Source organism: Blastocatellia bacterium (assembly GCA_035275065.1).
In the GTDB taxonomy this organism is placed as follows: Bacteria; Acidobacteriota; Blastocatellia; order UBA7656; family UBA7656; genus DATENM01.
On the sequence record DATENM010000014.1, the window covers coordinates 195,465 to 215,527 of the forward strand.

The 20,063-nt window shown below is 64.1% G+C and carries 9 protein-coding genes; all 9 read left to right on the forward strand.

The window, feature by feature from the left end; translation table 11 throughout:
- Positions 1–4: 4 nt before the first annotated feature.
- Complete coding sequence (locus VJ464_02715; protein ID HKQ04017.1) at positions 5–2,404, forward strand: ABC transporter permease; 2,400 nt, start codon at positions 5–7, stop codon at positions 2,402–2,404.
- 122 nt (positions 2,405–2,526) lie between these two features.
- Positions 2,527–4,935, forward strand: a complete 2,409-nt coding sequence (locus VJ464_02720) for an ABC transporter permease (GenBank protein HKQ04018.1) — start codon at positions 2,527–2,529, stop codon at positions 4,933–4,935.
- 92 nt (positions 4,936–5,027) lie between these two features.
- Complete coding sequence (locus VJ464_02725; protein HKQ04019.1) at positions 5,028–7,487, forward strand: ABC transporter permease; 2,460 nt, start codon at positions 5,028–5,030, stop codon at positions 7,485–7,487.
- A 22-nt stretch (positions 7,488–7,509) separates the two neighbouring features.
- Complete coding sequence (locus tag VJ464_02730; GenBank protein HKQ04020.1) at positions 7,510–8,670, forward strand: c-type cytochrome; 1,161 nt, start codon at positions 7,510–7,512, stop codon at positions 8,668–8,670.
- Positions 8,671–8,687: 17 nt separating this feature from the next.
- Positions 8,688–11,135 carry an ABC transporter permease gene (locus VJ464_02735; protein HKQ04021.1) on the forward strand — a complete coding sequence of 816 codons (2,448 nt, stop codon included), beginning with the start codon at positions 8,688–8,690 and terminating at the stop codon, positions 11,133–11,135.
- A gap of 143 nt (positions 11,136–11,278) precedes the next feature.
- Positions 11,279–12,169 carry a DUF4097 family beta strand repeat-containing protein gene (locus VJ464_02740; protein HKQ04022.1) on the forward strand — a complete coding sequence of 297 codons (891 nt, stop codon included), beginning with the start codon at positions 11,279–11,281 and terminating at the stop codon, positions 12,167–12,169.
- A 466-nt stretch (positions 12,170–12,635) separates the two neighbouring features.
- Positions 12,636–15,035: an ABC transporter permease gene (locus VJ464_02745; GenBank protein HKQ04023.1), complete on the forward strand. Its 2,400-nt coding sequence runs from the start codon at positions 12,636–12,638 to the stop codon at positions 15,033–15,035.
- Positions 15,036–15,171: 136 nt separating this feature from the next.
- Positions 15,172–17,568: an ABC transporter permease gene (locus VJ464_02750; protein HKQ04024.1), complete on the forward strand. Its 2,397-nt coding sequence runs from the start codon at positions 15,172–15,174 to the stop codon at positions 17,566–17,568.
- A 7-nt stretch (positions 17,569–17,575) separates the two neighbouring features.
- Positions 17,576–20,017 carry an ABC transporter permease gene (locus VJ464_02755; GenBank protein HKQ04025.1) on the forward strand — a complete coding sequence of 814 codons (2,442 nt, stop codon included), beginning with the start codon at positions 17,576–17,578 and terminating at the stop codon, positions 20,015–20,017.
- The last annotated feature ends 46 nt before the right edge of the window (positions 20,018–20,063 follow it).

Consider the following 20,063-nt stretch of genomic DNA (forward strand, 5'->3'; position numbering starts at 1 on the left):
ACGAATGCAAACGATGCTGCAAGACCTGCGATATGGGGCGCGCATGCTGCGCAAGAAGCCGGGCTTTACGCTGGTGGCGATCATTACACTGGCGCTTGGCATCGGCGCGAACACGGCGATCTTCACGGTGATCTACGCGGTGCTGTTGCGTCCGCTGCCGTTTAACGAGCCCGACCGCGTGGTCTGGATGTGGGGCGCGGTGCGCGACCGCGTCAGCCGTGCCAGCGTCTCGCCGCTCGACTTCCTCGATTACCGCGCCCGCAATCAGAGCTTCGACGAATTCGCCGCCTCGATTTCGATTCCCATTTCATTCAACCTGACGGGCAGCGGCGAGCCCGAACGCCTGAGCGGCGCGGTGGTGACGACGAATTATTTCGCCGCGCTCGGCGTCAACCCGATGCTGGGGCGGGCCTTCATCAGCGAAGAAGAACAGGCGGGCCACGACCGCGTCATCATTCTCAGCCACGGCTTGTGGCAAAGGCGTTTCGGCGCCGACCCGGCGATCATTGATCGTACCCTCACCCTCGACGGCCAGAGCCTCACGGTCATCGGCGTTATGCCGCCGAAGATACGCTTCCCATACGACGCCGACCTGTGGCGGCCTATGAGCTTCGATGCGGCTCCCGAAATGAAGCAGCGACGCGCGCACTTCTTGCGTCCCCTCGGGCGGCTCAAGGCGGGCGTCACCGTGCAGCAGGCGCAGGCCGAGATAGACACCATCGCCGGTCAATTAGAAGCGCAATACCCGGAGACCAATACCAAGTGGTCGATGTTGCTGGTGCCGCTTCAAGAGCGCATCGTTGGCGACATTCGTCCGACGCTCTGGGTGCTGCTCGGCGCGGTCGCCTTCGTGCTGCTGATCGCTTGTAGCAACGTGGCGAACCTGCTGCTGGCGCGCGCCTCGTCGCGCCAGAGAGAGATTGCCATCCGCCTGGCTATGGGCGCGAGTCGCTGGCGCATCGTCCGGCAGATGCTGACTGAGAGTCTCGTACTTGCGTTCGCCGGCGGCGTGCTTGGCATCTTGCTGGCGTGGTGGGGCGTTGACATTCTGCTCAGCTTCAGCGACGCGAGCATCCCGCGGGCCGCCGAGATCGGCGTTAACGCGACCGTGCTCGTCTTCACGCTGGCCGTTTCACTGATCACCGGCACCCTCTTCGGGTTGGTGCCTGCGTTGGGGGCCTCGCGGCCTGACCTGCACGACACGCTCAAAGAGGGCAGCCGCAGCGTCAGCGGCGCGCGCCACCGATTGCGCAGCCTGCTGGTGATTGCCGAAAGCGCCCTGGCGGTAGTGCTGCTGATCGGCGCCGGCTTGCTGATTAAGAGCTTCGTCAAGCTGCAACAGGTCGGCCCCGGCTTTGAAGCGGAGCACGTCTTGACGATGCGCCTCGACCTGCCGCGCAGCAAGTCCGCCGAGCAGGTGGCAGATTTCTATGACCAGCTACAACAGCGCGTCGCGGGGCTGGCCGGCGTCGAAGCGGTCGGCATGGTGTCAGAGCTGCCTTTGACCGGCCAGCCCAATGACGCGCCGTTCGCTATCGAAGGGCGCACCCTCGAAGCTCCCGACCAGAGGCCCAACGCCGATTTCCGCCGCGTCAATCACGACTACTTCCGGGCCTTGCGCATCCCGCTGCTCAAGGGGCGACAGTTCACCGAGCAAGAAGCGCGTCAGGGCGCGGGCGTGGCGATCATCAGTGAGCGGCTGGCGCAGCAGTACTTCCCCGATGAAGAACCGCTAGGCAAGTATCTAGCGTTTGACTTCAACAAGCAGCTGCGATTTGAAATCGTCGGCATCGTCGGCGACGTGCGCCATCGGGCGCTGGCGCAAGACACCTACCCGGCGTTGTACGTGCCGTCGCTTTCGATCCCGTGGACGAATCTGGTCATCCGCTCGGCGAATGATCCGGCAAACCTTGCCGCCGCCGTGCGCAAAGAGGTCGGCGCGCTCGATGCGCAGCAACCGATTGCGGCGATCAAGCCGATGGCGCAATGGCTCTCGGAATCGGTCGCGCAGCCGCGCTTCCGCACCCTCTTGCTCGGTGTCTTTGCGGCCATCGCGCTGCTGCTTTCGGTGATCGGCATCTACGGCGTGATGAGTTATGTGGTCGCGCAGCGGACACGCGAGGTCGGCATTCGCATGGCGCTCGGCGCCAGCCGCCGCGACGTGCTGAGACTGGTCGTCGGACAGGGTATGAAGCTGGCGATTGCGGGCGTCGCCCTCGGCCTGGGGGCCGCCTATGGCCTGACGCGATTGCTGGCGAGCCTGCTCTACGAAGTGAGCGCCACAGACCCCGCGACCTTTATCGCCATCGCCTTGCTGCTGGCAGGAGTGGCTCTGGCAGCCTGTTTCGTGCCGGCTCGCCGCGCCACGAAGGTAGACCCGATGGTGGCGCTGCGCTACGAATAGAAGTCAGGAGTCAGGAGTCAGAAGTCAGAATAAAAGCGGCGGCGGACAAGCGTACTCGCTGCCGCCGACTTCCCTTTCCATTCCGACTCCTGACTCCTGACTCCTGGCTCCCTGGAGGATTTATGCAAACACTGCTGCAAGACATTCGCTACGGGGCGCGCATGCTGATGCGCAACCCGACCTTCACCGCCGTCGCGGTCGTCGCCCTGGCTTTAGGTATCGGCGCCAACGCGGCGATCTTCTCGGTCGTCAACGCCGTGTTGCTCCGTCCGCTGCCCTATGCGGAGCCGGATCGCTTGATGATGATCCGCGAGACCAAGTTGCCGCAGTTCCCCGAATTCTCTGTCGCGCCCGGCAACTTTCTCGAATGGCAGAAACAGAACACCGTCTTCGAGCGCCTGGTGGCAATCAACAGTAGCGCCTTCAACCTGATCGGCGCGGGCGAGCCTGAGCGGCTGCAAGGGCAGCGCGTCAGCGACGGTTTCTTCGCTATGCTCGGCGCCAAGCCGGCGCTCGGTCGTGACTTTCTCGCCGAAGAAGACCAGCCCGGACACAACCAGGTCGTGATCATCAGTCATGGCTTATGGCAGCGGCGCTTCGGCGGCGACCCGAATGTCCTGGGCCAGGCCATCACGCTCAATGGATTGAGCTACACCATCATCGGCGTGATGCCGCCGGACTTTCGCTATGGTGGTCAGACGACTGAGTTGTGGACGCCTGTGGGGTTCACCGCCGATCAAGCGCAGCAGCACGGCGCGCATTATATCGGCGTCGTCGGGCGGCTCAAGCCGGGTGTCACGGTCGAGCAGGCGCGCACCGAGATGGTCGCCATCGCCGCACGGCTGTCCGAACAATTTCCCGGCCCGCTCACGGGTTGGAGCGTCAGGGTTGAGCCGATGCTCGACTACACCGTCCGCAGCATCAAGCTGGCGCTCTATGTATTGTTGGGCGCGGTCGGCTTCGTCCTGTTGATCGCCTGCGCCAACGTCGCCAACTTGCTGATGGCGCGCGCCACCTCGCGGCAGAAAGAGATCGCCGTGCGCACAGCGCTTGGCGCGAGCCGCTGGCGCATCGTCCGCCAGTTGCTGACCGAAAGCGTGCTGCTCGCCGTGATCGGCGGCGTGATCGGCATGGTGCTCGCCGTCTGGGGCAAAGACCTGCTGCTGTCGCTTGCGCCCGAAGACCTGCCGCGCGTGCGCGACGCGGCGCTCGACGGCTGGGTGCTCGCCTTCACCGGCGGCATCACGCTGCTGACCGGCTTGATCTTCGGAGTGGTGCCGGCGTTGCAAGCGTCAAAGCCGAACCTCAACGAGACGTTGAAAGACGCCGGGCGCGGCTCAACCGAAGGCGGTCACCGCCACTTGATTCGCAGCCTGCTGGTCATCCTTGAAGTCGCGACGGCGCTGGTGCTGCTGGTCGGCGCGGGCTTACTGATCAAGAGCTTTCTGCGCTTGCAGAATGTCGACCCCGGTTTCAATCCCGACAACGCCTTGATGGTGAAGATCGCGCTGCCGGGCAAGAAATACAACGAGCCGGATCAGCAGGCCGCTTTCTATAATCAGCTGCTCGAAAAAGTTTCGCAGTTGCCCGGCGTCGAGGCCGCCGGCGCGGCGGTCGTCCTGCCGCTCGACAACGACTTCCTGCTCGGCTTCGAGATCGAAGGCCGCCCGCCGCTGCCCGCCGATCAGGATCAGAGCACGAACTACTACTCGGTGACGCCAGGTTACTTTAAAGCGATGGGCATCCCGCTGCGCCGTGGGCGACTGTTCGACGACCGCGACCGCAAGAACGCGACGCGCGTCATCATCATCAACGAGGAGATGGCGCGACGACTCTTCCCCGACGAAGACCCGCTCGGCAAGCGCATCCATGTGACGATGGGCGAGAAGCTTTATCGTGAAGTCGTCGGCGTCGTCGGCGACGTCAAGCAGAATGGGTTGGATCAGAAGACGCCGCTTGAAACCTACGAGCCGTTCGCGCAACAGCCGTTCTCATCAATGTCGCTGGTCGTCCGCGCCGCCGGCGACCCGACCGCGTTGAGCAATGCCATTCGCGGTGAAGTATTGAGCATTGACAAAGACCAGCCGGTCTCAAGCATCAAGCCGCTCACCGAACTGGTGCGCTCGTCCATCGCGCAGCAGCGTTTCGCGATGTTGTTGCTGGGCGTCTTTGCGGCGGTGGCGATGTTGTTGGCGGTGGTCGGTATTTATGGCGTGATGTCGTATTCGGTGACGCAACGCACGCACGAGATCGGCATCCGCATGGCCCTGGGCGCGAGTCCGCGCAACGTGCTGCGGCTGGTCGTCGGGCACGGGATGCGGCTGGCATTGATCGGCGTGGCGCTCGGATTGAGCATCGCCTTCCTGGTGACGCGCATCATGGCGAGCTTGCTATTCGGCGTCAGCGCCACCGACCTGATGACCTTCACCGTCTTTTCCGTATCGTTGACCGCCGTGGCGCTGGTCGCCTGCCTGGTGCCGGCTCGCCGCGCCTTGAAGGTAGACCCGATGGTGGCGCTGCGCTACGAATAGAAGTCAGGAGCCAGGAGTCAGAAGTCAGAATAAAAGCGGCGGCGATAGCCGACTTCCCTTTCCATTCTGACTCCTGACTCCCTGGAGGATTTATGCAAACACTGCTGCAAGACATTCGCTACGGTGTGCGCGTGCTGCTGAAGGGACGCACGGTGACCTTCGTCGCCATCGTCGCGCTGGCGTTGGGGATCGGCGCCAATACGGCCATCTTCTCGGTCGTCAACGCGCTGCTGTTTCGTAGCCTGCCTTACCAAAACCCTGAGCGCCTGGTGATGATCTGGGAGACCAACTCCGAAGTGCAGATCGGCTTCGACCTGCTGCCGGTCTCGAACGCCGCCTTCGCCGACTGGCACAATCAAGCGCAGTCGTTTGAAGCCGTCTCGGTGCTCGATTCGCAGCGCTATGCCTTCACCGGCGCGGGCCAGCCCGAGCGCATTGGCGGCGTTTCGACGTCGGCCAGCTTCTTCGACGTGATGGGCGTGTCGCCGATGCTGGGCCGCGCCTACACCGAAGACGAAGACCGCCCCGGCGCTAATAAAGTCGCGGTCATCAGCTACGCGCTATGGCAGAGCCGTTTCGGCGGTGACAAGGAAATCTGCGGTAGGACGATGCAGCTCGACGGCAGCAATTACACGATCCTCGGTGTGATGCCGCAAGGTTTTCAGTTCCCCCGCGCCACCGATTTGCCGTCGCTCTTTCAATTGCCGCCGCAAACCGAGCTGTGGACGCCCGCCGGGATGAGCGACAAACAGCTGGCGAATCGCGGCAGCCATAACAAAGCAGTGATCGCGCGGTTGAAGGCCGGCGTCGGTCCCGAGCAAGCGCAATCAGAGTTAGACGCCATCACCAGTCGCAACCTTCAGCAGTTCCCCGAATCGCAGGGCTGGGGGTCGCGCCTCATGCCGCTGAAGGAACAGCTCGTCGGCGGCCTGCGCCTCGCGCTGTTGATCCTGCTCGGCGCGGTCGGCCTCGTCCTCTTGATCGCCTGCGCCAACGTCGCCAACCTCTTGCTCGCCCGCGCCGCATCAAGGCAGAAAGAGATGGCCGTGCGCACGGCATTGGGCGCCAGCCGTGCCCGCCTCGTCCGCCAATTGTTGACCGAGAGCGTGCTGCTGGCCATCGTCGGCGGCGGCATCGCCGTGCTGCTGGCGGTCTGGGGCATTGACCTGTTGCTGGCGGTCAGCCCCGCCGGCATCCCGCGCAAATATGAGATTCGGCTCGACGGCGCGGCACTCGCGTTTACCTTCACTGTCGCCTTGATTACCGGTGTGCTGTTCGGGCTGGCGCCGGCGTTTCAGGTCTCGCGCTTCAATCTGAACGAGACCTTGAAAGAAGGGGCGCGCGGCTCGACCGGCAGCCGCAACCGCGTCCGCAGCCTGCTGGTCGTCTCAGAGGTGGCGCTGTCACTCGTCCTGCTGATCGGCGCGGGCTTGCTGATTCGCAGCTTCGCGCACCTGATGAGCACCGACCCCGGATTCAATCCGCGCAACGTTGCGGCGATGAACCTCTCGGCCTCGTCATCACAATACGACGCAACCGCCAGGCAGGTGCGCTTCTTCAAGCAGGTGCTTGAGAAGGTCAGGGCGATTCCCGGCGTCGTCGCGGCGGGCGCGGTGTCGGAGCTGCCGCTGGGCGGCGCTGAAGAGATTGACCAATTCACCGTCGAAGGCGCGCCGCCGCCAAAGACCTTGAACGACACGCCGCTCGCCGACTATCGCTTCATTGATGCAGACTACTTAAAGACGCTGGAGATTCCCCTGGTTGCGGGCCGCGCTTTCACCGAATACGACAACGAAACCGCGCCGCAGGTGGTCATCATCGGCGAGACCCTGGCGCGGCGTTACTTCGGCGACCAGCCCGCCGTCGGCAAGCGATTGAAAGCCGGCGCGCTCGAAGACGAAGCGCCGTGGGCAACGATTGTCGGCGTCGTCAAAGACATCAAGCACACGGGGCTCGACGCCGACATTCGACCGCAGCTCTACTTCCCTTACCAACAGAAACTCTGGGGGAGGATGGTCATCGTCGCGCGCTCGACGACTGACGCGGCGGGCCTCTTCCCGGCAATGCGCGAAGCCGTCTGGGCGGTGGATAAAGATCAGCCCATCACCAGCCTGCGGACCATGACCGATTTCTTGAGCGATTCGGTGTCGCAGCAACGCTTCAACGCCGCGCTGCTGGCGGCCTTCGCCGTGCTGGCGCTGATCCTCGCGTCGGTGGGCATCTACGGCGTGATGAGCTATTCGGTGACGCAGCGCACGCACGAGCTAGGCATCCGCATGGCGCTCGGCGCAAAGCCGCGGGATGTATTTCGGATGGTGGTCATGGAAGGCATGCGGTTGGCGATGGCGGGCGTCGGCGTCGGCATCGGTCTGGCGGGAGCATTTGCGGCGACACGCGTGATGGCCAGCCTGTTGTTCGGCGTCAGCGCCACCGACCCATTGACCTTCGCGCTGATTTCACTGATCCTGACAGGAGTGGCTCTGGCGGCCTGTTTCGTGCCCGCACGCCGCGCCACTCGCGTAGACCCGATGATCGCACTCAGGTATGAGTAGCGCGCTTTCTAGGAGGCTCGTTATGATGAGCGACACGACAACGCATCGCCGCGCCCGCCTGGCGCTGGGCCTCGTGACCGTCGCCCTGCTCATGGGCTGGGCAAGCGGGCGCGCCGGCGCCCAGGCCGACAAGCCAGCCGAGCAGATGAGCAAGAACATCCAGGTGTTCAAGGGGCTGCCCGCTTCGCAGCTCATGACCGTCATGCAATTCATGCGGGCGTCGCTCGGCGTCCGCTGCGATTACTGCCACATCGCCGAGAACGGCAAGTACTGGATGGACGACAAGCCCGCCAAGCAGACGGCGCGGCGCATGATTCAGATGGTCCGCGAGATCAACCGGGCCAACTTCGATGGCCGGGCTGTCGTCACATGTAATTCTTGCCACAGGGGGCAGACGACGCCGGTGGCGGTGCCAGACATCAGCCAGGGGGCATTCGCCAACACCACGCGGGCCGACCCCGGTCCCGCACGGCCTTCGCCGCTGCCGACCGTGGAGGCGCTGCTCGGCAAATACCGCCAGGCCCTTGCCGGCAAGGCGGCGGTTGAGAGCATCCAGACGCGGGTCAGCAAGATCACCTGGATGAGGCCGAAGCTCGTGAACGTCGGCACGCCGAGCGCGGCGTCGATTCCGCGCGCCGAGCCCTGGGCGATGGAGCTTTATCAGAAGGCCCCGGACAAGTATCTCGCGGTAATCACGTCGCCGAACGGCGTGATCTACCAGGGCTTCAACGGCACCACCGGCTGGATCAAGACGCCCGAGGGGCAGCGCGAGCTGAACGCCCAGGAGTTGGCCCGCGTGCGCCGCCTGGCCGATCTGTTCAGCGGCTTGCGGCTGCGGGAGCAATTCGCCAGTGTGGCCGTGACCGGCAAGCAGAGCATCGACGGGCGCGACACCTACGTAGTCGAGGCGGTGGCCGCCGACGGGCACGGCGAGAAGTTTTTCTTCGACGCCCGGACCGGCCTGCTGCGGCGACGGCTCGTGCTGACCCCGGCCCCGTTCGGCCAGGACCCCGAGCAGACCGACTACGAGGATTACCGCGAAGTCGGCGGCGTCAGGCTGCCGTTCAACGTCGTCTTCTCCTATCTGGACGACAACCACTATGGCACGGCACGCCGGTACACCGAGGTCAAACACAACCTTCCGTTGGACGACGCTCAGTTCGACCCACCAGTCAGGAAATAAGGAGGCTAGATCACGTCATGGATAACTTATGGAAAGACCTGCGCTATGGAATGCGCATGCTGATGAACAAGCCGGGCTTCGCCGCGGTGGCGATCATTACGCTGGCGTTGGGGATCGGCGCCAACACGGCGATCTTCTCCGTCGTCAACGCCGTGCTGTTGCAGCCGCTGCCGTACCGCGAGCCGGACAAGCTGGTGCGCGTCTACACAGAGTTCCCGACCATGGGGCTGCGGAAGTTCTGGATGTCTGTGCCCGAGTTCACCGACATCCGCAACGAAGCGCAGTCGTGGGAGAGCCTCGGTGCCTGGTCGAGCGGCGGCGTCAACGTCGCCAGCGCCAGCGAGCCGATCCGCGTCACCTCGGCCTCGATCACGCGCGGGCTGATTGACGTGCTCGGCGTGCAGCCGGCCATGGGCCGCAACTTCACCGAAGAAGAGGACCGCAGGGGCGGGCCGCGCGCCGCGTTGATCGCCGACGGCCTGTGGCGCAGCGCTTTCGGCGCAGACCCCGACATTATCGGTAAAGAGATTCAGATCAACGCCCAGCCGTACACGGTCATCGGCGTCATGCCGCGCAGCTTCAACTTCCCTGCCGGCAGCAACGACCCGGCGCAGGTCTGGGTGTCGTTCCAGTTCGACCCGACCACCCCCGGCAACCGCGCCGGCCACTTCTTGAACGTCATTGGCCGGCTCAAGCCCGACGCCACGCTCGACCAGGCGCGCTCCGAGTTGAGCTCGCTGATGGCCGGCTGGCGGCAAGAGAACCGCGCCCGCCACCTGATGAATGCCGAGAACCACCCGGTGCTGATGTTCCCGCTGCACGAAGACGTCGTCGGCGCGGCGCGGCCCGCCGTCTTGATGCTGTTGGGCGCGGTGGCGTTCGTCTTGTTGATCGCCTGCGTCAACGTCGCCAACCTGTTGCTGGCGCGGGCCGAGGCGCGACGCCGCGAGTTCGCCATCCGCCTGGCGATGGGCGCTGGCCGCACGCGCCTGCTGCGCCAGTTCCTCGCCGAAGGGCTGATCCTCGTCGTGCTCGGCGCAGGGGCCGGCTTGATCCTCGGCAAGCTCGGACTCAGCCTGGTGATCGCTGCGGCGCCCGACAGCGTGCCGCGCACTAGCGAGATCAGCATCAACCTGCCGGTGCTGGCTTTCACGCTGGGGCTATCGGTGCTGTCGGTGCTGGTTTTTGCCATGGCGCCGCTGGTGCAGATGCGCGAGCGCGACCTGGCGACCTGGCTGCACGGCTCGGGCAAGGGCTCAGGCAGCGGCGGCCAGCGTTTGCGCAAGGCGCTGGTGATCGCCGAGATTGCCCTGGCCGTCGTGCCGATGATCGGCTCGGGGCTGATGGTGCGGGCCTTCTGGAAGCTGCGTCAGGTTGACATGGGGTTCGAGCCGCGCGGCGTCATCGCCTTCAACCTGGCGCTGCCGCGAAGCCGCTACCAGAACCCCGACCTGCTGAAGTTCGGCGAGACGCTCGAAACCAAGCTGACAGCGCTGCCGGGCGTCCAGGCCGCGGCCATCGCCGGCGAGTTGCCGCCCGTCCGCCCCATAGACGCCAACGACACACAGATCGAAGGCTTCCAGCCGACGCCGGACGGCCCGGCGCAGAACGTCGACTTCTGGAACATCATCGGCAAGGATTACTTTAAGGCGATGGGGATTCGCACCATCGAGGGCCGCACCTTCGAGCCGATGGACATGGGCGACAAGGCGCAGAAGGTCGTGGTTATCAACCAGGCGCTGGCGCGGCGCTTCTGGCCCGGTGAGAGCCCCATCGGACGGCGTCTCAACCCCCAGGTCGCTGCCGAGCCGACGTGGTTCACCATCGTCGGCATCGTCGAAGACACCAAGAATCTGGGCACGGACAAGCCGGCGGGCACAGAGCTTTACATCCTCGAACACCAGACGGTCGAGTTCGGAATCAACAGCGTCAAGAGCTTCGTCGTGCGCACAGATGGCACGCCGGGCGCGACCATGTCGGGCATCCGCTCGGCGGTCGCCGAGATGGACCCGAGCATTCCGATCTACAGCATGAAGACCATGGGCGATATCGTCGGCGATTCGCTGGTCAAGCCGCGTTTCCTGTCGCTGCTGCTCGGGGCGTTTTCGCTGATCGCCATCGCGCTGGCGGCCATCGGCATCTACGGCGTCATGGCCTACGCGGTGACGCAGCGCACGCAAGAGATCGGCTTGCGCGTGGCGCTCGGGGCGACGACGCGCAACGTGCTGGGGATGGTGCTGGGCCAGGGCTTGAGGATGACGGTGATCGGCCTGGCGGTGGGCCTGGGCGGCGCCTTCTTCCTGACGCGGGTGATGGCCAGCCTGCTGTTTGAAGTCAGCACCACTGACCCGCTGACCTTCGTGGTGGTCGGGGTGGGGCTTACGGCGGTCGGCTTGCTGGCCTGCTTCGTTCCGGCACGCCGCGCCGCCCGCGTTGACCCGATGATCGCGCTCAGATACGAATGATTCGAATGCGGATTGCGGATTGCGGATTGCGGATTATCGAGCTTGTTCCTGAGTTTCATTTGAACCCTCGCAGGCTCAAGTTCTGAAGAGAATCCGCGGTTCCAGAATCCGCAATCCGCAATCCGCAATTCAAGGAGATAATTATGCTTTTAACGATCTGCATGCTCTTTTTCGGCTTCTCGCCATCCGCTTCAACCGATGAATGGTCGAGAAGCTATCAGGTACAAGGCACGCCGAAAGTCCACGTCGAAACCGGCGACGCGAACATTCATGTGACGGTCGGCGAAGGCCGCACGGTCGCCGCCCGCATTACGACCGAAGGCTGGAAGATCGGCGGCGACGGCATCACGATCAGCGACCACCAGACCGGCGATCAGGTCGAGATCGAGGTGCGCTTCCCACGCCATATGTTTCACATCGACCTGGGCCACAGGCGCGTCGATATCGAGATCAAGGTGCCGCGCGAGGCCAGCCTCGACCTGCACACAGGCGATGGCAACGTGGATGCGCAGGGCGTGCGCGGGTCAATCGTCTTGCGCAGCGGCGACGGCAACCTCAACCTATCGAACCTGGACGGAACACTGCGCGCCGAGACCGGCGATGGCAACATCGATATGCGCGACGTTCGTGGCGACCTGACCCTGCACACCGGCGACGGGCGAATCGATGTGAGCGGCATAGACGGCTCGTTGCGCGCTGAAACCGGCGACGGGCGCATCCACGTCAATGGGCGCTTTGACCTGCTCGATGTGAAGACCGGCGACGGCGGCATCAACGCCGAAGCGCTCGACGGCTCGAAGCTGGACGCCAACTGGCGGTTGAGCAGCGGCGATGGTGATTTGACGGTGCGCGTGCCAGCGACAATGGCTGCCGATGTCGAATTACACACCAGCGACGGGCACATTGATCTGGCGATGCCGGTCACGGTCATGGGCCGCACGGGAACACGCGAGCTGCACGGACGCATCAACGGCGGCGGCAAATTGCTCTCGTTGAGAACCGGCGATGGCTCGATCCGCCTGGAGCAGAAGTAAGCAGGAGGCAGGAGGCAGGAGGCAGGAGGCAGTGCGTCGCCAAGCTCCGTAGGAGCGTGATGTTTATAGAGCGTGTCTGAAAAGACAGCTCCGTTAGGAGCGTGATGTTTATAGTCACCGGGTCGGTGTATTCATCAAGCTCCGTAGGAGCGCAATGTCAACATTCCGCCCCTACGGAGCTTGTTTCTTTTTTATGCCTGTAACTATTAACATCGCGTCCCTACGGGACTCTCTCCTGCCTCCTGCTTCCTGCCTCCTGCTTCCTGCCTCCTGCCTCCTGCTCTCTCCCCGCCCGCTTTTGGGAAGCGCAATCCCGCAATCGGACAAGCGCCCGCCGCGCGCTTTCCGCAGTCCGCCTGCAAGTCTTAGCCCTTCAGCGTTTATTGCCACGCCATCTGCGGCACACCGATTGAACATCGAGGCGGGATTATTTCTTCTTCCAGCTCTGCACTGAGGAGACAAGACCATGGCCACGCTCTGGCAAGACCTGCGCTATGCCACACGCATGTTGCTGAAAAGTCCCACCTACACGGCGGTTGCTATTCTGGCTCTGGCCTTAGGCATCGGGGCGAATACCGCCATCTTTTCAGTCGTCAACGCGCTGTTGCTGCGCCCACTGCCTTACATCGATTCCGAGCGCCTCGTGCTTGTCGAATCGGCCAACCAAAAGGCCGGCGCGCAGCCGCTCGGCGGCGTTTCGCCCGCGGACTTCTGGGACTTCCAGGAGCAGAGCGAAAGCTTCGAGCAACTGGTCGCCATGTCGGGCGGCGGCTTCAGCCTGACCGGTGTTGAAAACCCCGAATCGTTCCCCGGCGCGCGCGTCTCGACCAACTTCTTCGACGCGCTGCACGCCCGCCCGCTGCTGGGCCGCACCTTTCGCCCCGAAGATGGCTTCGTCAAGGCCGACGACACCATCATCCTCAGTTACCGTCTGTGGCAGGAACGTTTCGGCGGCGACCCGAACGTCATCGGCACGACGCTTGGCGACACCGGCACGACGGTCATCGGCGTGATGCCGCCCGACTTTAAGTATCCCGGCTTCGCGCAGGTGTGGATTCCGCTGTCAAAAGATTCCGGCGAGATGCACAACCGCAGCAACCGCTACTTCGGCGTGATGGGCATGCTCAAGCCTGGGCAGACGCTTTCGGCGGCGCAGACCGAGTTGCAGACCATCGCCGGCCGACTCGAAGCGCAATACCCCGACAACGACAAAGAGATCACCGCAAAGTTGACGCTGTTTCGCAAATGGGTGGTGCGTGACGTGCAGGCGTCGCTGTGGATTCTGATGGGCGCGGTGACATTGATCCTGCTGATCGCCTGCGCCAACGTCGCTAATCTCTTGCTCGCCCGCGCCGCTTCAAGGCGTAAAGAGCTGGCGATTCGTTTCGCGTTGGGCGCGAGCCGCTGGCGCGTGATGCAGCAATTGCTGGCCGAGAGCCTGTTGCTGGCGCTGATCGGCGGCGCTGCCGGATTGCTGCTGGCGCTGTGGGGCGTAGACGCGCTGATGGGCTTGATGCCGGCAAGCTGGAACAACCTGAAGCTGCAAGACAAGGTCGGCATCGATCTGCTGGTGCTGGCCTTCACGCTGGCGACGACGCTGGTGACCGGCATCGCGCTTGGCCTGATCCCGGCGTGGCAGGCGTCGCGGCCCGACGTCAACGAATGGCTGAAGGAAGCCGGGCGCGGCTCGGAGGGCGTACGCCACCGCCGCACGCGGAATGTATTTGTCGTTACAGAGATCGCCCTTGCCCTGGTGGTGCTGATCGGCGCCGGGCTGCTGATTAACAGCTTCCTAAGACTGCAACGCAACGACCTCGGCTTCAACCCGCGCGGCCTGATGAACCTGAGCTTTGCGATGCCTTTCAATCGCTACCCGGATGACGCAGCGCGGTCGCGCTTCATCAAGCGCGTGCTTGACGAAGCGACCGCCGCGCCGGGCGTCGAAGCGGTGGCGGCGACCAGCGGCAACGTCTTCCCGTTTCTCTTTTTCAGCTTTAGCATCGTCGGCCAGCCGCAAGCAGTCGAGCAGGAAGGACTCTACGACGCCATCAGCCCGAATTATTTCCGCGTCATCGGCGCTGAGATGACGGCGGGCCGCGAGTTCAACGACCACGACGACCAGCGCGCCCCTGCCGTGGCGATCATCAACGAGTCGCTCCGTCGGCAATACTTCGCCGACAGCGAGCCGCTCGGCCAGCGCATCACGGTCAACTTCCTCGGACGGCCGCAGATGCGCGAGATTGTCGGCGTCGTCCGCGACTTCAATCAGGGCGAGCCGGGCAAGGTCACGCCGCAGGTCTTCGTCTGTTACCTGCAACAGCCGTGGCTGTCGGCTTCATTGCTGGTGCGCTCGGCGGGTGATACGGAAGCGACGCGCAAGTCTGTGCAAAGCGCCATCTGGGCCGTAGACAAAACGCAGCCGGCGCGCCGCCCAGACATGGCCGAGACCGTGTTAAACACGGCGCTCGGCGAGCCGCGTCTCTACACCTTGCTGCTCGGCAGCTTCGCGGCGCTGGCGCTGGTGCTCGCCGCGGTCGGCATCTATGGCGTGATGAGCTACTCGGTGGCACAGCGCACGCAAGAGATCGGCATCCGCATGGCGCTCGGCGCAAGTCCCGGCAAGGTGCTGCGGATGATCGTCGGCCAGGGCATGACGCTGATCGTCGCCGGCATCACCTTCGGCCTGATCGGGGCATTCGTGCTGACGCGGCTGCTGGCGAGCCTGCTGTTTCGCATCAGCGCCACCGATCCGCTGACCTACGCGGCGGTTATTCTCTTGCTGGCGCTGGTGGCGCTCGCCGCCTGTTACATCCCGGCACGGCGGGCGACGAAGGTTGATCCGATGATCGCGCTGCGTTACGAGTAGAAGTCAGGAGTCAGGAGTCAGGAGTCAGAATGGAAAAGGAAGAGGAGTCTCAAAGGTAGAATAAAAGCGGCGGCGAAGCCGACTCCCCTTTTCATTCTGTCTTCTGACTTCTGACTCCTGACTCCCTGGAGGTTTTATGCAAACACTGCTGCAAGACATTCGCTACGGCGCGCGCATGCTGCTGAAGCGGCCCGGCTTCACCTTTATCGCCGTGCTTACTTTGGCGCTCGGCGTTGGCGCGAACACAGCGATCTTCAGTATCGTCTATGGCGTGCTGCTGCGCCCGCTGCCTTATGCGGAGCCCGAGCGGCTGACGATGGTCTGGCTGCGCGGCGTCAAAGAAGCGGGCGGCGATCAAACACCGCTGTCGGTCGCCGACCTGTTGGACTGGCGTGCAAAGAATCATGGGTTTGAACAGGTCGGCGCTTTCGGCTTCGCCCGCTTCAACTACACCGGCGGCCAGGTGCCTGAAGAGATCACCGGCAACCAGGTGACCGCCAATTTCTTCGACACCCTCGGCGTGCGCCCGCTGCTTGGCCGCACCTTCCTGGCCGCCGAAGAACAGCCCGGCGCTCAGCGCGCCGTCGTCGTCAGCGAAGGCTTCTGGCGCAAGTATCTCGGCGCCGACCCGCAGGCCGTCGAGCGGGCGATCACCCTCAACGGCGAGAGCTACACCGTCGTCGGCGTGATGCCGCAGGCTTTCGACTTCCCCTCACCCGAATCCGCGGTGTGGACGGCGATGCAACTTGCGCCGCCGAGCCGCCGCGGGCCTTATTACCTGACCGGCCTGGCGCGGCTCGGCTCGGGCATGACGATTGAACAGGCGCGCAGCGAGATGCAGGGCATCGCCGGTCAAATCTCCGGCAAAGAGGTAGCGCCCGACGGAGGCTTCAACGTCATGCCGATCAATGAAGTCATCCTTGGCAAAGTCAGCCTGGCGCTATGGGTGCTGTTTGCGGCGGTGTTGCTGGTGCTGCTGATCGCATCGGTCAACGTCGCCAACCTGCAACTGGCGCGGGCGACGGCGCGCGACCGCGAGTTTTCGATCCGCACGGCGCTCGGCGCCAGTCGGCTGCGGCTGGTGCGCCAGTTGTTGACCGAAAGCCTGCTGCTGGCCGTCGCCGGCGGCCTGGCCGGTCTGCTGCTGGCGGTGTGGGGCGTTGACCTGCTGCTGTCGCTCGGCAAAGACCAGGTGCCGCGACTGAATGAAGTCGGCGTAGACTGGCGAGTCTTCGGCTGGGCGATGTTGATCGCCCTGGCGAGCGGCTTGATCTTCGGCCTAGTGCCGGCGCTGCAAGGCTCGAAAACGAATCTCAACGAAGCGCTCAAGGAAGGCGGGCGCAGCACAACCGAAGGCGTCAGCCGGCGGCGCTTGCGCGACATGCTGGTCGTCGTCGAAGTCGCGCTGGCGCTCTCCTTGCTGGTCGGCGCGGGTTTGCTGTTAAAGAGTTTCTGGCGTTTGCAGAATGTCGAAACCGGCGTCCACGCGCAAAAAGTTTTTACAGGCCGCCTGTCGCTGGTCAGCAAGCGGTATGAGGGGCGCGACCGGCGGCGCGACTTCTATCGTCAGCTCCTCGAACGGCTGAAGACGACGCCGGGCGTGCAATCCGTAGCGCTGACTTCGGGGCTGCCGCCCGACCGCCTGGGAATCTCCGACGGCTTCAGCGTCGAAGGCCGCCCCGCCCCGCCCGATGGCAAGAACCCGGTCGCCGACCTCGTGATGGTTACCCCGGCGTACTTTGAAACGCTCGGCATTCCCATTCAGCAAGGCCGCGATTTTACCGACGCGGACAAACAGGGTGCGCCCACGGTCGTCATCATTAACCAGACGCTGGCGCGCAAGTTCTTCGCGGACGAAAACCCTATCGGAAAGCGGCTGATTTATGGCGACCCTGTTGAAATCGTCGGCGTCGTCAGTGATGTCAAATACCGCGGGCTTGGTGAAGAGGTGGCGCCGGCCATCTACCTGTCGCTTCAGCAGTCGCCCTTCTTCGCGGTTTTCATCACGGCGCGCGCAGGGGTCGCTGACCCGTTGAGCCTGACATCGGCCATCCGCGCCGAGGTCAGCGAGATTGACAGTGATATGGCGGTCGCCGACATCTCCACGGTGGAGCGGATGGTTTACGAATCGGTTGGCGAAGTGCGACTGCGCACGGTGTTGATCACGGCGTTTGCGGCGCTGGCGGTGCTGTTGGCCGGCGTCGGCATTTATGGCGTGATGAGCTACAGCGTCACGCAGCGCACGCACGAAATCGGCTTGCGTTTGGCACTGGGAGCGCAAACCGGCGATGTCATGCGACTGGTCATTGGTCAGGGAATGAAAGTCATCTTGATCGGCGTCGCTATCGGGCTCGCCGCGGCGTTCGCTTTGACGCGGCTGCTGGAGAGCTTGCTGTTCAACGTCAGCACGACCGACCCGCTGACCTTTGGCGCCATCACCCTGTTGCTAGCCGGCATCGCGCTGCTGGCCTGTTACCTGCCGGCGCGGCGGGCAACCAGAGTAGACCCGATGGTGGCGCTCAGATACGAGTAAGGGACTTATGCAAACACTGCTGCAAGATGTGCGGTATGGCTGGCGGATGCTGCTGAAGCGGCCCGGCTTCACGTTCGTTGCCGTCCTCACGCTGGCTTTAGGCATCGGCGCGAACACCGCCATCTTCAGCGTCGTTTATGGCGTCTTGCTGCGCCCGCTGCCCTTCGCTCATCAGGAAAGCCTGATCGTCGCCTGGAAGAAAGACACGACCGCCACCGCGCCTTTCGTCGAGCTGTCGCCCGCCGAATTCAAAGACTGGCAGGCCGCGAGCCAGAGCTTTGCTGAGATGGCGGCGATGCCGACGACGGCCTACGGTTACGGCTACGTGCTGACCGGCGGCGATGAAGCCGTACAGCTCGAAAGCTCAAAGGTGACGGGCGGCTTCTTTTCACTGCTCGGCGCGCAACCGGCGCTTGGCCGCGTCCTCGACGAAAACGACGATCAGGTGAATGCGCCGAAAGTCGCCGTGCTGAGCGACCGGCTATGGCGCACGACCTTCAACGCTGACCCGGAGATCATCGGGCGCACACTGACGCTCACAGGCCAGGGCTTCACGGTCGTCGGCGTCATGCCGCCGCAATTTGAATTCCCCCGCGGCGTTGACCTATGGGTGCCGCTGACGGCGACGATGAACCCGCGCGTCTGGCAAAATCGCGGCGCGATCTTCTTGCAAGCCGTCGGCAGGCTGAAGCCCGGCGTCACTCGCGAGCAAGCCGAAGCCGAGTTGAACACAGTCATCGCAAGCATTGCCGAACAACACCCGGAGACCGCTGCCGCGGGCCATCGCGTCGTCATCACGCCGCTGGCTGAGCATCTCTTCGGCGACGCCCGTCCGGCGCTCTGGCTGCTGCTGGCCGCCACCGCGCTGTTGCTGCTAATCGCCTCGGCCAACATCGCCAACCTGCTGCTGGCGCGCGCGACTTCGCGGCGTCGGGAGTTCGCCTTGCGCACCGCGCTCGGGGCCAGCCGCTGGCAGATTATTCGGCAACTATTGACTGAGAGCCTGGTGCTTGCGGTCATCGGTGGCGGGCTCGGCTTGCTGCTGGCGCACTGGCTGGTTGACCTGCTCATCCAGGTCGCCCCCGCCGACGTGCCGCGCATCAACGAAGTCCGTCTCAGTTTGCCGGCGCTCGCCTTCAGTGCTCTTGTCACGCTGTCGGCAAGCCTGATGTTCGGACTGATCCCGGCGCTCGCGGCTTCCAGGCTCAACCTCAGCGAGACGCTCAACGAAGGTAGCTCCAGGCTATCGGGCGACCGCGCCGGCAAGCGGCTGCGCCAGTCGCTGATCGTTGCCGAAATCGCCATCACCATGGTGCTGCTGGCGGGCGCGGCGCTCATCCTGCGCAGTTTCATGAACCTCAGCCGCGTTGATCTCGGCCTTGAGCCGCGCAACGTTCTGACCATGCAGTTGCGGCTGACCGGCGCGCGCTATGGCAAGCCCGAGGCGCGGCGCGAGTTCTTCAGCCGGCTGGTCGAGCGGCTCGAAAGCCAGCCCGGCGTCGTTGCTGCCGGCGGCGTGTTGATCCGCCCGCTCGAAGGCACGGTCGGCTGGGAGATGGATTACGCGCTCGAAGGCCAACCGCTGGACGAAGCGCGGCGCAACACCGTGGCAAACTTTGAAGTCGTCACGCCGCATTACTTCCGTGCCATGAATATCGCCATCAAGGCCGGGCGGGAATTTGCCGAACAGGACAGGGCCGACACCGAGCGCGTCGTCATCGTCAGCGAAAGTATGGCCAGGCAACTCTTCGGGTCTGCCGAGGCGGCGGTGGGCAAACGCATCAAGCTTGAGCCGGCGTCGGCGGACGAGCCTTTGCGCACCATCGTCGCGGTTGCCGGTGACGTGCGTTACCGCGAGCTGCGCGACGTGCGTTGGGATGTTTATGTGCCGCATGCGCAGAGCGCGGTCACGCTCAACCATTTCGCCGTGCGCACGGCGACCGAGGCGACGGCCTTTCTGCCTGTCGTGCGGCGCGAAGTCGCGGCGCTCGACGCCACTCAAGCCATCGCCGGCGTCGCGACCGTCGAGCAACTGCTGGCCACGAATCTGTCGCGCCCGCGGTTCAGCGCCTTGTTGTTGAACTGCTTGGCGGGGCTCGCCCTGCTGCTTGCAGGCGTCGGCATCTATGGCGTCGTCGCTTATTCGGTGGCGCAGCGCACCGCTGAGCTGGGCATCCGCGTCGCCCTCGGCGCTCAGACAAAAGACATATTGCGGCTGGTCATCCGCGAAGGCATGACCGTGACGTTGCTCGGCGTCGGCGTCGGCGCGCTGGCTGCCGCTTTATTGACGCGACTGATCAACGACCTGTTATTCGCCGTCAGCGCCACCGATCCGTTGACCTTCGCCGCTATCGCCTTGACGCTGGCCGGCGTGGCGCTCGCGGCCTGTTACCTGCCGGCGCGGCGGGCAACCAGAGTAGACCCGATGGTGGCGCTGCGCTACGAATGAGAAGGGCCTCAAACCTTCGAGGGAACGTTTCCAGGTCTGACGTTTC

Coding starts and splice junctions, on each gene's coding strand:
- VJ464_02740 (HKQ04022.1), top strand. CDS start 11,279: ATGCTTTTAACGATCTGCATGCTCTTTTTCGGCTTCTCGCCATCCGCT.
- VJ464_02745 (HKQ04023.1), top strand. CDS start 12,636: ATGGCCACGCTCTGGCAAGACCTGCGCTATGCCACACGCATGTTGCTG.
- VJ464_02730 (HKQ04020.1), top strand. CDS start 7,510: ATGATGAGCGACACGACAACGCATCGCCGCGCCCGCCTGGCGCTGGGC.
- VJ464_02715 (HKQ04017.1), top strand. CDS start 5: ATGCAAACGATGCTGCAAGACCTGCGATATGGGGCGCGCATGCTGCGC.
- VJ464_02720 (HKQ04018.1), top strand. CDS start 2,527: ATGCAAACACTGCTGCAAGACATTCGCTACGGGGCGCGCATGCTGATG.
- VJ464_02750 (HKQ04024.1), top strand. CDS start 15,172: ATGCAAACACTGCTGCAAGACATTCGCTACGGCGCGCGCATGCTGCTG.
- VJ464_02735 (HKQ04021.1), top strand. CDS start 8,688: ATGGATAACTTATGGAAAGACCTGCGCTATGGAATGCGCATGCTGATG.
- VJ464_02755 (HKQ04025.1), top strand. CDS start 17,576: ATGCAAACACTGCTGCAAGATGTGCGGTATGGCTGGCGGATGCTGCTG.
- VJ464_02725 (HKQ04019.1), top strand. CDS start 5,028: ATGCAAACACTGCTGCAAGACATTCGCTACGGTGTGCGCGTGCTGCTG.